Genomic DNA, 14698 nt, shown 5'->3' on the forward strand with positions numbered 1-14698 from the left:
AATGATTCACAAATACAGTAATCACAACGTTTTTGGTCTGTCCACTATTTGAAAATATACCCATATAATTTTTTTCTTTTCAGAAAAAAATAAAAAAAGAGAGCAAATATTCACTTGCCCTCTCCCTTATTCACTTAAATATGTTGCACATTTTCTTGTTTTGCTAATTCATCAACAACTAACGTTACAAGATCTACAACACGACGAGAGTAGCCCCACTCGTTATCATACCAAGCAAGTACTTTCACTTTACGATCACCCATTACCATTGTAGATAAACCATCAATAATAGCTGAGTGTGTATTTGTATTAAAGTCGATAGACACTAAAGGCTCTTCACTAAATTCTACAATTCCTTTTAACGCACCATTTGCAACAGTTTTGAATGCTTCATTAATATCTTCAACTGTTACATCACGTTTTACGTCTACTACTAAATCAACAAGAGACACGTTTGGTGTTGGTACACGAAGTGCCATACCATGAAGTTTTCCATTTAAATGCGGAAGAACTTTTGCAAGCGCTTTCGCAGCACCCGTCGTTGTAGGAATGATTGACTGTCCGCAAGCACGTGCTCTTCTTAAATCTTTATGTGGGTTATCAATGTTTTTTTGGTCATTTGTATAAGCGTGAACAGTTGTCATTAAACCGTTTTCAATTCCAAACTGCTCATCTAACACCTTTACAACAGGTGCTAAACAGTTTGTTGTACAAGATGCATTTGAAATAACGGTATGTTTTGTAATATCTAATTGGTCTTCGTTCACACCAACTACAATTGTTACATCTTCATTTTTACCAGGCGCTGTTAAAATAACTTTTTTCGCTCCAGCTTCAACGTGAAGAATTGCTTTTTCTTTTGAATTAAATTTACCAGTTGCTTCAATTACAACTTCAACACCTAGATCTGTCCAAGGCAATTCCTTTGGATCACGGTTGTTTAAAAGGCGAATCATTTTCCCATCTACTAATAAGTGATCTTCAAATGCTTCCACTGTTCCGGCAAACTTACCGTGTACTGTATCATATTTAATTAAATGTGCTAACGTTTCGGACGGATAGCTTGCATTGATTGCTACAATTTCGAATGCGCTTTCTTTTATTGCTTGACGAAACACCATTCTCCCAATACGTCCAAATCCATTAATTGCCACACGAGTCATAATATGTTATCCCCCTTGAATGCGTTATACTATTTATCTCAAATCCCAATATTAGTATAACACAAAAAGGAGGAATGTCACTAAGCATTTTCATTAATTTCACAATTTTTTAATCAATAATGTTCCACTTCTTTAAAATCACCTGTAATTGTGTTTTCGTTTCCATAATTGTGCCATCATTATTTATCACTTCATCTGCATTCTTCACTTTTTCTTCTAATGGCATTTGAGATTGAATACGCACCGTTGCTTCTTCTTCTGAAAAGTTATTTCGTTTCATTAAACGGTCTAATTGTGTATTCGGCTTAACCGCTACAACTAAAACGCGATCAACGAGACTCGTTAATTTACTTTCAAATAAAAGAGGAATATCTAACACAACCGCTTGCACACCTTCTTTTATGTACATTTCCTTTTGCATATTCATTTCCTCACGCACTGCCGGATGAACAATTTTATTTAACTGCAATCGTTTTTCTTCATTATGGAAAACGACACTTCCTAATTTCGGTCGATCCAGTTCTCCGTCTTTTTGTAACACTTCCGTTCCAAATACTTCTACAATTTTGTTATATGCTGGTTTTCCTCGTTCTACAACTTCTCGCGCAATAATATCTGCATCAATAACTGGTATACTTAGCTCGCGAAACATTTGAGACACTGTACTTTTTCCACTTGCAATGCCTCCTGTTAATCCAATTACTACTGTCATCATAATCCCCCTCATAATAAAAGGCGCGAAACTAGTGTTCCACGCCCATACTTACATTTTCCAAATTCCAATAATAATGAGTAATACCCCAGGCAGGAATGTAAATTTTTGTAACCATTTCATATTCGACAAAACCGTACCAAGCTTCATTCCAATAAATAAAAATAAAGAACTCATAACCGCGACTAATATCGCCATCATAGCAGGTGCATACCCTAATAAAGATGCACCAATTCCAGCACCAAACGAATCTACAGAAAGAGCTATACCAAGAAGTAGCGCTTCTCCTGCAGAAATGGTGCCCGATTTATCAAAATCCGCAACAGTCGGTTTCCGTAAAATTTGAATCACTAGTCCTAGTGAAGCAATCTCTAATTTCCAAACCTTCTCCTCTTGCTTCGGTTCTTCTTTTTTATCACTCCGAAAAAATTGGTATAATACCCAAATCCCTATTCCAATAAGAACAAGCCCACCGATACGCGTTGCGATAACAGGTGAAAAAATTTTCGCGATCATATGTCCAATTCCCATTGAAACGAGCATAACAGCCGCTGAACAGATTCCGATAATTATAATTGATCTTAGTGGAATTCTTACGCTTCTTAAACCGTATGTTAGCCCTACACTACAGCTATCTAAGCTTAATGTAAAAGCTAATAAAATAAGAGATAAATAAAGGTACATCGGTAAACTCCTCCCTTATACATAGCTCTGCTGTATGTATATGACAAATGCCTATCCGATGTTATCTCTTTTCTATATTCTAGGCTGACAAATTGGGCAGTAATGCGTTCCTCTTCCACCAACAACTGTTTTTTCTAAAATCGTACCGCAAGTCACACACGGTTCTCCCTTTTTTCCATATACATTTAGAAGTTCTTGGAATGAACCGATTTGCCCTTGCGAATTGATATACGTTCTAATTGTACTTCCGCCTCGCTTCACTGCTTCGCCTAGCGTTGTAACAATCGCTTCGTAAACTCTCTCAATTTCTTCTTCCGTTAAAGATGACGCTTCTCGCTCTGGATGAATATGAGAACGGAATAATACTTCATCTACATATATATTTCCAAGCCCTACTAAAAGACGCTGGTCTAATAATACGACTTTTATTTTGCGATTTGTCTTTTGCAATCTCTCTTGCAAATACTTCGGTGTCAATTCAGCATCAAATGGCTCTGGTCCTAAATCAGCAAGAGGCATTTGAGCAAACTCTTCACCTTTCTTAAAGAGATGCATCGTACCAAACTTTCTCACATCTTTATAATGCAATTCAGTTCCATCTGTAAATAAGAAACGTACGTGTGTATGTTTATCAATTGGCTCATCCTCTTGATGAAGTAAAAACTTACCTTCCATACGCAAATGTGAAACAATTACATAGTTTGTTACATACAAAAGCAAAAACTTACCTCTTCGCTTTATATTCTCGATCATCTCGCCTCTTAGCATGTCTTTAAAGATTTCTGCATCGTCCGGTCGTTTCACTATTTTTGGGTAAGTGATAATTACATCTTCAATCACTTTCCCCGTTACAAGATTTTCAAGTGTCCGTCTAACATTTTCAACCTCTGGTAATTCCGGCATTTTATCACTTCCTTATTTCGCGTCGTACCAAGTTGGACCGTAAGAATAATCAACTTTTAACGGAACTGCTAGTTCAATTGCATGCTCCATTACTTCAGGTACAAGCTTCTCTAATTTTTCCACTTCTTCTTTTGGCGCTTCAAAGATCAATTCATCGTGTACTTGCAGAAGTAAGCGAGCTTGTAGGCCTTCTTCTTCTAAGCGATCCGCCATAATAATCATAGCCTTTTTAATAATATCCGCCGCACTACCTTGAATTGGTGTATTCATTGCTGTACGCTCTGCAAAGCTACGTAAATTAAAGTTACGGCTCGTAATTTCTGGAATGTAACGACGGCGATTTAATAACGTTGAAACATATCCTTTTTGCTTCGCATCTTTTACAATGTCAGCCATATATTCTTGTACTCCAGGGAAGCTTTCTAAATACCTTTCGATAAATTCCCCTGCCGCTTTTCTCGTGATTCCTAAGTTTTGTGAAAGGCCGTAATCACTAATACCGTATACAATGCCGAAGTTTACAGCTTTCGCTTGTCGTCTCATATTAGATGTCACTTCATCTTTTCCAACACCGAATACATCCATAGCTGTTTTCGTATGAATATCCATGTCATGTTGGAACGCTTCAACTAAACCTTCATCTTTTGCAATGTGAGCAAGCACACGAAGTTCAATTTGTGAATAATCAGCCGCGTACATAATCCATCCTTCTTCTGAAGGAATAAACGCCTGACGAATCTTCCTTCCCTCTTCTAAGCGAATCGGGATATTTTGCAAGTTTGGTTCCGTTGAACTTAGTCGTCCTGTTTGCGTTAACACTTGGTTAAAGCGAGTATGAATTTTAGATGAATCGTCATGTACAACTTTTAGTAACCCTTCAATATATGTAGAGTTTAGTTTCCCTAATTGACGATAGTGTAAAATCTTCGGAATGATTGCATGATGATCCATAAGCTTGTCTAGTACATCAGCAGACGTAGAATAACCTGTTTTCGTCTTTTTAATAACAGGTAAATTTAAGTTTTCAAACAGAATAACCCCAAGCTGCTTCGGTGAATTAATATTAAATTCCGTTCCTGCAAGCTCATAAATCTCTTGTTCCATTTCCTTTAATCTACCCGCAAGCTCTTCTCCCATATTACGAAGACGCTCCGTATCAACTGTAACACCTTTCACTTCCATGTCAGCTAATACACGAGCAAGCGGTAATTCTAACTCTGTAAATAGTTCATATTGCTCATTCTTTTCTAACTCTTCTACGAATGTTTGCTTCACATCGAATAATACATGCACTTTACGAGCGACATGCTCAGCTACTACCTCTTGCTCAGGAACAGCACGCTTCGCACCTTTCCCGTAAACTTCTTCGTCAGATTTTACCGCATGTGTTTCTTTCATTTTCGCAACAGCACGGAAATCTTTATCGGTATCAGCTGGATCAAGTAAATAAGCGGCAATTAATAAATCAAAGTCAATCCCTTGAATATCTATACCTTTCCACTTGAGAGCAACGATAGCACGCTTCGCATCAAATGTATGTTTTCTCATTTCTCCATTTGCAAGCCACTCTTTAAAAGCATCCGATTTAAGAGCAACATCGGCCGGAATGAAGTAACAACCATTTTCATTTTGAATACCAAAACCTTGAATATCGGCTTTATGATAGTTATCTTCTTGCACTTCAACAATAAGCGCACTATCTTGCTGAAGCATTTCTTCTGTAACTTCTTCTACAATATCAAATGTAATATCATCTAATTCAGCTGGAGCCGTTTCCTCCGGCGTAACACCTAATTTATTTAAAAGGGATGTAAATCCTAAATTCTCGAACATCGGAATCAAATCGCTTGGTTCATACCCTTTATATGCCATATCATCTACATGCACAGTAATCGGTGCGTCTGTAATAATAGTCGCAAGTTCTTTACTCATAAGAGCTTGTTCTTTATTCGCTTCTAACTTTTCTTTTAATTTCTTTCCACTCACTTGATCTAAGTTTTCATATACTGCTTCTACCGTTTCAAATTGCGTTAATAATTTAATGGCTGTCTTCTCACCAACACCTGGTACACCTGGAATGTTATCTGATTGGTCTCCCATTAAACCTTTCATGTCGATAATTTGCTTTGGTGATAAGCTATATTTCTCAAATAAAGCTTCTTTCGTATATTCATCTACTTCTGTAATCCCTTTGCGAGGAATACATACAAGTGTATTATCTGAAACAAGTTGCAGTAAATCTTTATCTCCTGAAATAACCTTAACATGAAACCCTTGCTCACTCGCTTCTTTCGCTAACGTTCCCATAATGTCATCCGCTTCATAATTTTCCAGTTCATAACGCGGTACATTGAATGCATCAAGCATCTCACGAATAAACGGGAATTGCTCTGATAGTTCAGGTGGCGTCTTTTGACGCCCTCCCTTATAATCACTATACGTTTTATGACGGAACGTTGTTTTCCCCGCATCAAACGCCACAAGCATGTGCGTCGGTTTTTCTTCCTCTAATATTCTCATTAACATCATCGTAAAACCATAAATTGCGTTCGTATGTATACCTTTGTCGTTATTTAAAAGCGGTAGTGCAAAGAAAGCACGATACGCGATATTATTACCATCTACTAATACGACTTTTTTTTCCAAACTACAAACCTCCCCATACAAATTTGAAACGATTTTCCCACAGAAAAAAAACCGTTCCTATCCTCTCTCTATATTAACATGACTAATAGAGAGAAGAAAAATAACGGTTTTTTTCTATCATATATAACAGACTTACATTGGCATAAAAGGGAAGTGACGAGAATAGCATAACTACTCTCGTCCAAAATTACTCCTTGGATGAAGGGGTTTTCATATATTATATTAACAGAGCTTTATTAATATTTAATTAAGCCATTGTTAATATATTGTAAATATCCTTCATCCTATTTTTCAGTAGCTGATTTTGGTAAAACAACTGTAAATGTTGTACCTTCTCCAACCTCACTATCCACTGTAATCGTACCTTGATGTGCTTCAACTAAATGCTTTACAATTGATAAACCAAGACCCGTTCCACCCGTATTTCTACTTCTCGCTTTATCAACTCGATAAAAACGTTCAAATATACGAGGAATTTCTTCTTTACTAATACCAATTCCAGTATCCGACACTTTTATATACGCATTATATTTATCCTCTAATAATTCAACTGAAACAACGCCTCCAGCCGGCGTATATACGATTGCATTATTAATTAAATTAATAAAGATTTGTTTTAAGCGGCTCGGATCTCCAATAACGGAAACTCGTTTCAATACATTCACTTGTAAAGAGATTTCTTTTTCACCCGCTTTATTATCAAGCACCATGTGAATGTCTTCAAGAAGCCCCTTCATATCAACCGTACCCATATTTAATCTAAACCCTTGCTGCTCGATTTTTGACAAATCTAATAAATCTTCAATTAATCCTTGCATACGCTCACTTTCTTTTAAAATGATATGCAAGAAATGTTCGCAGAATTTTTTATTATCCATCGCTCCGTCCAAGAGTGTTTCTGAAAAACCTTTAATAGAAGTAATCGGTGTCTTCAATTCATGAGAAACATTCGCTAAAAAGTCTTTTCTCATTTGTTCTAATTTCTTTAACTCTGTAATGTCATGGAATACGAGAACAATCCCTTTCCACTCATGGTTTGTCCCAATAATTGGCGCTCCGTATACTTCGAAATGCTTGCGCTCAATACCTAGCGGCAATAACATTTGTTTACGCACTTTCACTTCTGTCATAAAAATTTCTTCCACAAGCTCAATAATTTCCGTATGGTGAAACGATTCATAATATAAACGGTCTAAATATTCTTCATCTGTTACGTGGAAAGTCTCCTTATAAGAACGGTTTACAAGGTTTATATAACCACGGCTATCAATTAAAATCATTCCGCTTCCCATATTTTCAATTAATGTGTGCAAACGATCTTGTTGCATTTCTTGTTCGAGTGTCATCTCTTGTAAATTACGAGCTAAAATATTAATTGCTTTACTCAGCATTCCTGTTTCATCCGAATGACTTTCATATGCACGCGCTTTATAATTACCCTTCGCTAATTCAATCGCAACTTTTGTAACTGATTCAATCGGCCTAATATATTGTCCTGTAATTTTGACACCTAGGAATACAACTACGAGACAAGCAATGACAAATCCGATAATTAATAATCCCCACGTTTTTTGGTGAACGTCCCTCAAAGTATCAATTGTACTTTTCACCAAAATGTATCCTTGTTTCCCTTCTACATCCTGGACGAACACAGCATGATAAAATTCATTCTTTTGATCTGTTTCTTTCGTAATGACTTTATTTTTTTGTTTTCCTGCTTCAGAAGAAAGTTCTTTAATCATCTCTTGACTAAATGCAGATTGTTTCCCTCCGCTATATTGAACTTTCTTTTTTTCATCCACAAATATAATAGAAGCTGGTATTTGTTCTTCTAACTTTTCAAATACATACGGCTTTTTTAAAACAGAATCAAACCCTTGCTCCTCTGCTAATACAGCAACATACCTTGTCTCTTTTACCATTCTTTCTTTAGCATGATCTATATAGTAATTTTCAAATACGGTTTCTAATAATACACCTAGTCCAACTAAAATAAAAACGATAAGAGAAACAAATGTAAAAAGAAGCCTGGAACGAAATTTATTCATCCCCTTTTGGCTCCTCTAATTTATAACCTAAACCACGTATCGTTTTAATGTACGTCGGTTTTTTCGTATTTTGTTCAATTTTATCGCGCAAATGGCTAATATGGACATCAACAATTCTTGTATCACCGGCAAAATCATAATTCCATACAGCACTCAATAATTGGTCACGAGTTAATACACGACTTTTATTTTTTGCAAGATAAACAAGTAACTCAAATTCTTTCGGTGTTAGTTCCAGTTTCCTACCTTGGAAGTACGCTTCATAAAACTCCGGTAAAATTTTAAGCTCTGCAATTATGATACTATCTTCATCTGGCGTTTCCGACACTTTTTCTTCTTGCTGTAATTTCGTGCGGCGCAAAATCGCTTTCACACGAGCAACAACTTCCCTTGGGCTAAACGGCTTCGTCATATAATCATCAGCCCCAAGCTCAAGACCTAGCACCTTATCAAATTCATCATCTTTTGCTGTTAGCATTAAAATCGGCGTCATAACACGCTGCAATCGTAATTCTTTACAAACTTCCATACCATCCATTTTTGGAAGCATTAAATCTAATATAATTAAATCTGGGCGTTCTGTTGTCGCTTTTTGAAGCGCCATTTCTCCATCCATCGCTGTTATAACTTCAAACCCAGCTTGTTGTAAATTAAATTCAATTAAAGTTAAGATAAATTCCTCATCATCAACTACTAAAATACGATTGTTCATTCTTTTCCTCCAAGTTATAGACTTGAAACCTTCTTCATCCTAGTATTTTCCCCGTTATTCTCATCATACTAGAAAACAAGGTCTCCCTCAATATAATTGTCTATTCATGGAGCTCGTTTGTGTAAAATTGAGAAAATAGAAGTAATTACGACTCACCTTCAGCTACACAGGATTTTTCCAAACTTTATAGATCGCTCTCTCTTTTTTAAAGCTCACTTCCGTATGAACTATACAATCTCGATTTTGCGCTAAGAAAAACGAAAGAGCATACGCTATTTTATAATCTGGTGTTTCATATCCATCAAATACTTTCCCGTACATTTCATTCGCGATTGAATCGGCCCACACTTCAGCTTCTCTTATCGTTTCAAAAATAATGTCTTCCCTTTCCCATTTCACAGTTATATCACCCTTTCCAAACAAAAAGTAGCGCTAGCATACCCTTAATAAGAATATGACTAGCGCTACTTTTATATCATTCTAACTTTCATTTTTTAAAAATTATCTAATGCTTTTTCCATAATGGAAACAGATTTAAAAGGTGGTGTTACTGTTAATGAACCTTTTACAACAGTTTCTCCTTTTTCATCATGAGCAAATACAAGCATATCAATTGTATGTTCCTCCTCTGAAACAGCCACAACTTCAAAGTGGATTTGTAACGTTTCATAATGGTGAACATGTTTCACGAACGTAAGGTCCTTCCTAGTAATATGACTACCTGGACCTGGTAAATATTTCGTAACCGCCGTTGTAATCAGCCCCGTTAGCATAATGCTTGGGACAATCGGCTTTTCATACGGAGTTTGGGATGCGTAATCATGCTGAATATATAATGGATTGGCATCATTCGTTAACCCTAAATACAATAACAAATCTTTATCCTCAATTTTTTCAGTGATAGATAATTTCTCTCCTACTGTAATTTCATCCATTCTACGACCAATTTGAACTTTTTTCTTTAACATGTTACAACCCCCTCCGATTTTTTCACCTTATTATCCTACTAAAAGCGATACCTTATCCGAAAATTACTATGACGAGGGCAATGTATAGTATAAGTTTATAGTTTCATTATAGGATACACCAAATGATAGCGTTTTCATATTATTTCAAAAAAACAATTTAGTAAATAGTAGAAAAAGATTCGGGGCCCCGAATCTTTTTCCGCTTATATTTAATTATTAAACAAGAACTTTCATAACGTTACGTACAGATTCTACAGAGCGATCTAACGCTTCTTTTTCATCTGCAAGAAGTTCTAATTCAATAATTTTTTCAATTCCGTTACCACCTAGAATTACTGGTACCCCTAAGTAAATGTCACTATAACCATACTCACCTTCAAGGTATGCAATAGCAGGTAATACACGGCGTTGATCTTTCAAGATTGCTTCTGTCATTTCAACTAAAGAAGCTGCTGGCGCGTAATATGCACTACCGTTTCCTAATAAGCCTACAATCTCACCGCCACCTTTACGTGTACGTTCTACGATTGCCTCTAAACGCTCTTTCGGAATTAATGTTTCTAACGGAATACCACCTGCATAGGAATAGCGTACAAGAGGTACCATATCGTCACCATGTCCACCAAGAACAAATCCTGTAATGTCTTTCACAGAAAGATTTAATTCTTGTGAAATGAATGTACGGAAACGAGCTGTATCCAATACGCCCGATTGACCGATAACACGCTCTTTCGGGAATCCTGCTTCTTTAAATACAGAATATGTCATTGCATCAACTGGATTTGTTAATACAACAATAATCGCATTTGGTGAATGTTTTGCAATGTCGCGCGTAATACTTTTCATAATTTTAGAGTTTGTTGCTACTAAGTCATCACGGCTCATACCAGGCTTACGCGCAATACCTGCTGTAATAACGACAACGTCAGAATCAGCAGTATCTACGTAATCAGATGTACCAATAATGTTAGCATCAAAACCTTGTACTGGGCTCGCTTCTAACATATCTAACGCTTTCCCTTTTGTTGGATTTTCCAGCTGTGGAATGTCCACTAATACAACATCTGCAAGTTCTTTTTGTGCTAATAAGAATGCTGTTGTTGCTCCTGTAAATCCTGCACCGATGACTGAAACTTTCTTGCGTTTGATTGTCATAATTTACCCCCCGCTTGAATTATGCGTTTTTGATTATCGCTACATCCATGTTTTTAATAAGTTCATTAGCGAACTCAGAACATTTCACTTCTGTTGCACCTTCCATTAAGCGTGCGAAATCATAAGTTACTACTTTTGATTCAATTGTTTTCTCAACTGAATCAGTTACTAAATTCGCAGCTTCGTTCCATCCTAAGTGCTCTAATAATAATACACCAGAAAGAAGAACAGAAGATGGATTTACTTTATCTAAACCTGCATATTTTGGAGCTGTACCATGTGTAGCTTCAAAGATAGCATGTCCAGTCACATAGTTAATGTTTGCACCAGGTGCAATACCAATTCCACCTACTTGTGCAGCAAGTGCATCCGAGATGTAGTCTCCGTTTAAGTTCATTGTTGCAACAACATCGAACTCACGTGGACGAGTTAAAATTTGTTGTAAGAAGATGTCTGCAATAGAATCTTTTACGATGATTTTCCCAGCAGATTCTGCTTCTGCCATCGCCTTATTCGCTGCATCTTTACCATCTTTTTCAACGATACGATCATATTCAGCCCAAGTAAATACTTTGTCGCCAAATTCTTGTTCAGCTACTTCGTAACCCCAGTTTTTGAAAGCACCTTCTGTAAATTTCATAATGTTTCCTTTATGAACTAATGTAACAGAAGAACGTTTTTCGTTAATTGCATATTGAATCGCAGCACGAACAAGACGCTTTGTCCCTTCCTCTGAAATTGGTTTAATACCAATCCCTGATGTTTCTGGGAAACGAATTTTATTAACGCCCATTGCTTCTTTTAAGAATGCAAGAACTTTTTCCGCTTCTGGAGAACCTTGTGCATATTCAATACCAGCGTAAATATCTTCTGTATTTTCACGGAAAATAACCATATCAGTATCTTCCGGACGTTTTACAGGTGAAGGAACACCTTCAAAGTAACGAACTGGACGTAGACATACATATAAATCTAATTCTTGACGAAGCGCAACGTTTAGAGAACGAATACCACCGCCAACTGGAGTTGTAAGTGGACCTTTAATTGCGATTAAATATTCACGAATTAAATTTAAAGTCTCTTCTGGTAACCACTCGCCTGTTTGGTTGAATGCTTTTTCCCCTGCAAGCACTTCTTTCCAAACAATTTTCTTCTCACCATCATATGCTTTCTCAACTGCTGCTTCTAGTACGCGAGATGCTGCAGCCCAAATATCAGGACCAATTCCATCTCCTTCGATAAATGGAATAATCGGATTGTTTGGTACATTCATAACACCATTAGTTACAGTAATTTTTTCACCTGTCGTCAATGTGATAACCCCCATGTTTGAAATTTCATATGTATGAAACTGAGGGAATAACCCCTCAGTTCAAACCGTTAGTCAAATTAAAATATTCTAATCATTATATCTTTCCGAAAAAATCAGACTTTTGAAAGCGTATTTTCACTATCAAAATAGTGTTTTTCACTTATCGTTGCGCAATTGGAACATACACTTGATGCGTAGGTCCATCATAATCAGCACGCGGACGGATTAAACGGTTATTTTCATATTGCTCTAGAATATGAGCTAACCAGCCTGACATACGGCTAATCGCAAAGATAGGTGTAAATAGGTCATGGTCAACTCCTAAACAATGGTATACAGAAGCTGAATAGAAATCAACATTTGGTGGAAGACCTTTTTCTTTTGTTACAATGTCTTCAATTTTGATAGACATATTATACCATTTGTCTTCTCCTAAAAGCACGCATAATCTCTTAGACATTTCGCGTAAGTGTTTCGCGCGTGGATCACCATGCTCATATACGCGATGACCAAATCCCATAATTTTCACTTTATTTTGAAGAGCATTATGAATATATGATTCTACATTTTCTTCTTCGCCAATTTCAGTTAACATCTTCATTACATTTTCATTTGCCCCGCCGTGAAGAGGACCTTTTAATGCACCGATTGCTGCTGTAATACCAGAATACACATCTGAAAGTGTAGCTACGCAAACACGTGCAGTAAATGTAGAAGCGTTTAACTCATGATCTGCATGAAGTACAAGTGCCTTATCAAAAGCCTCAATTTCAACTTCATTTGGCTCACGATCATTTAACATGTACAAAAAGTTTGCAGCTAATGATAGATCTTTTCTTGGCTCAACAACATCTAAACCTTTGCGAATTCTTGCATAAGCCGCAATTAAGGTTCCGACTTGAGCCTGTAATTTAACCGCTTTCAAATAATTAGACTTTCCATCCATTATTTCAGCGCTCTCATCATATAATGATAGCATGGAAATCGCAGTTCGTAAAACCGACATCGGGTGCGCGATTTTTAAATCTACTTGTTTCAAATATGTTAAAATTTCACCTGGTACTTTATAGTATTCAGATACAGTTTCACTAAATTCCGCTAGTTCTTTTTCGTTAGGAAGCTTGCGGTGCCATAATAAGTACACTACTTCTTCAAACGTAGCATTCTCAGCTAAATCATCAATATTATACCCAACATAAGTTAATGTATCATCAATAATAGAGCTCACAGATGATGTTGTTGCTACTACCCCTTCTAAACCTCGAATAACAGTCATGACATTCTCTCCTTTTCCTGAAAATTCTCCCAACCTTGCTCCTTATATCTATTTGCTCCCCTTATAAATTATGAACGCTCGTTCACTCTTTAGGCAAGCAAAATGCACGTTCATGCAAATTTGTTGCGATGTTCCCCTCTAATTGTCCATTACTTACAGGGAAAGCATGAGCGTGAATGTCTCTCCGAATCCTCACGCTCAGAACAACAAGTTAGTGAGGAAAATAAATTCCGAAGAGTTTTATGATAAAAACAACATAAAACANNTGTTTTATGTTGTTTTTATTTTATCTGGTGTAAAGTCTCTGCTGTTATGTAACTTTTCAAAGTTTCTAATTCTATTATAAACAATTATCTGACTTTTGTGAACAGGAAGAATTCAAAATTTTTATATTACTATAAAATTCCTTATTTAAACATCTGTATAATACTCATAACTGCATAGGCAATTCCAGCCCCAATTAATGGACCTACAGCAACTCCATTAAATAAAGCTACAGCTATAATTGTCCCAAAAACAAGTGCGGTTGTAATATGAGGATCAGTCGTTAATAATTGCACCCCACCTTTCGCCAATAAAGCAACCGCTACTCCTGAAGCTAAAGCAATCCATGCATAATATGATTTCGCCGCTTCTCCAAGCTGTTTAAACCCTATTTCCCCCGTCGCAATTGGGACAAGCACCGCAATTGTAATAACCGTCACACCTAGGTTAATTCCTTTCGTTTGTAAATAAGGAAAGACTTTATCGCCTAAAAACGTAAACTTCAATAAAAATAACACTCCAACAGCTACAGTAAGCGATTGGTTTTTAGCAATAAGTCCTATAATAAGTAGTATGAATAAAAATAACGTTGACTGACTAATCATGATTGCACTTCCTTTCTGAAAATAATGAACTTGTTTCCAAACAAAAATACCCTTAAACCTATCGTTATACATGCTATACCGATGCATATTTGACAATTATAATAAAGAAACAAATTGATTTTTATATACATTTCAAAATTACAAACAAGACTTTAACCAGAAAAAAATAAAGCATGCATATACATTTAAAAGCGGATGTCTCTCCTTTCTTTTATAATAAGAAACAGGTAAAATAAAAAAGAGAGAAAAT

The 14698-nt window shown here is 36.3% G+C and carries 13 protein-coding genes; all 13 read right to left on the reverse strand.

What is annotated here, in order from left to right:
* Positions 1-134: 134 nt before the first annotated feature.
* Positions 135-1163: a glyceraldehyde-3-phosphate dehydrogenase gene (locus V7038_RS12310; RefSeq protein WP_002112190.1), complete on the reverse strand. Its 1029-nt coding sequence runs from the start codon at positions 1161-1163 to the stop codon at positions 135-137.
* A gap of 109 nt (positions 1164-1272) precedes the next feature.
* Positions 1273-1875 carry a dephospho-CoA kinase gene (gene coaE, locus V7038_RS12315; protein ID WP_002112191.1) on the reverse strand — a complete coding sequence of 201 codons (603 nt, stop codon included), beginning with the start codon at positions 1873-1875 and terminating at the stop codon, positions 1273-1275.
* A 51-nt stretch (positions 1876-1926) separates the two neighbouring features.
* Positions 1927-2559, reverse strand: coding sequence for a sporulation membrane protein YtaF (gene ytaF / locus V7038_RS12320; protein ID WP_000281731.1), 633 nt, complete (start codon positions 2557-2559; stop codon positions 1927-1929).
* Positions 2560-2631: 72 nt separating this feature from the next.
* Positions 2632-3462: a DNA-formamidopyrimidine glycosylase gene (gene mutM, locus V7038_RS12325; RefSeq protein WP_335470366.1), complete on the reverse strand. Its 831-nt coding sequence runs from the start codon at positions 3460-3462 to the stop codon at positions 2632-2634.
* 12 nt (positions 3463-3474) lie between these two features.
* Entirely contained in the window at positions 3475-6108 is a 2634-nt protein-coding gene (gene polA, locus V7038_RS12330) for a DNA polymerase I (protein WP_002112193.1), read from the reverse strand.
* Positions 6109-6392: 284 nt separating this feature from the next.
* Positions 6393-8156, reverse strand: coding sequence for a sensory box histidine kinase PhoR (phoR, locus tag V7038_RS12335; protein ID WP_002112194.1), 1764 nt, complete (start codon positions 8154-8156; stop codon positions 6393-6395).
* Positions 8149-8868 carry a two-component system response regulator PhoP gene (gene phoP / locus V7038_RS12340; protein ID WP_002112195.1) on the reverse strand — a complete coding sequence of 240 codons (720 nt, stop codon included), beginning with the start codon at positions 8866-8868 and terminating at the stop codon, positions 8149-8151. Before phoP ends, phoR begins: the two co-directional genes overlap by 8 nt.
* A 162-nt stretch (positions 8869-9030) precedes the next feature.
* Positions 9031-9267, reverse strand: coding sequence for a hypothetical protein (locus V7038_RS12345; RefSeq protein ID WP_002112196.1), 237 nt, complete (start codon positions 9265-9267; stop codon positions 9031-9033).
* 95 nt (positions 9268-9362) lie between these two features.
* The gene (locus tag V7038_RS12350) at positions 9363-9836 is read right to left on the reverse strand and encodes a MaoC/PaaZ C-terminal domain-containing protein (protein WP_002015489.1); all 474 of its coding nucleotides are present in this window, start codon (positions 9834-9836) and stop codon (positions 9363-9365) included.
* 216 nt (positions 9837-10052) lie between these two features.
* On the reverse strand, positions 10053-10991 hold the full coding sequence (gene mdh, locus V7038_RS12355) for a malate dehydrogenase (RefSeq protein ID WP_002112197.1): 939 nt from the start codon (positions 10989-10991) through the stop codon (positions 10053-10055).
* 19 nt (positions 10992-11010) lie between these two features.
* Complete coding sequence (icd, locus tag V7038_RS12360; protein ID WP_002112198.1) at positions 11011-12303, reverse strand: NADP-dependent isocitrate dehydrogenase; 1293 nt, start codon at positions 12301-12303, stop codon at positions 11011-11013.
* 160 nt (positions 12304-12463) lie between these two features.
* Positions 12464-13612 (reverse strand): citrate synthase, encoded by a 1149-nt coding sequence (citZ, locus tag V7038_RS12365; protein ID WP_002112199.1) that lies wholly within the window; start codon positions 13610-13612, stop codon positions 12464-12466.
* A gap of 374 nt (positions 13613-13986) precedes the next feature.
* A complete protein-coding gene (locus V7038_RS12370) occupies positions 13987-14448 on the reverse strand; it encodes a DUF441 domain-containing protein (protein WP_002112200.1) in 462 nt (153 codons plus the stop codon).
* Positions 14449-14698 lie beyond the last annotated feature (250 nt).

The organism is Bacillus sp. JJ783 (assembly GCF_036963225.1).
In the GTDB taxonomy this organism is placed as follows: Bacteria; Bacillota; Bacilli; order Bacillales; family Bacillaceae_G; genus Bacillus_A; species Bacillus_A cereus_U.

Bases quoted from the DNA above. Each gene is read 5' to 3' on its own strand.
- V7038_RS12310 (WP_002112190.1), bottom strand. From the start codon at position 1,163: ATGACTCGTGTGGCAATTAATGGATTTGGACGTATTGGGAGAATGGTG.
- coaE (WP_002112191.1), bottom strand. From the start codon at position 1,875: ATGACAGTAGTAATTGGATTAACAGGAGGCATTGCAAGTGGAAAAAGT.
- ytaF (WP_000281731.1), bottom strand. From the start codon at position 2,559: ATGTACCTTTATTTATCTCTTATTTTATTAGCTTTTACATTAAGCTTA.
- mutM (WP_335470366.1), bottom strand. From the start codon at position 3,462: ATGCCGGAATTACCAGAGGTTGAAAATGTTAGACGGACACTTGAAAAT.
- phoR (WP_002112194.1), bottom strand. From the start codon at position 8,156: ATGAATAAATTTCGTTCCAGGCTTCTTTTTACATTTGTTTCTCTTATC.
- phoP (WP_002112195.1), bottom strand. From the start codon at position 8,868: ATGAACAATCGTATTTTAGTAGTTGATGATGAGGAATTTATCTTAACT.
- V7038_RS12350 (WP_002015489.1), bottom strand. From the start codon at position 9,836: ATGTTAAAGAAAAAAGTTCAAATTGGTCGTAGAATGGATGAAATTACA.
- mdh (WP_002112197.1), bottom strand. From the start codon at position 10,991: ATGACAATCAAACGCAAGAAAGTTTCAGTCATCGGTGCAGGATTTACA.
- V7038_RS12370 (WP_002112200.1), bottom strand. From the start codon at position 14,448: ATGATTAGTCAGTCAACGTTATTTTTATTCATACTACTTATTATAGGA.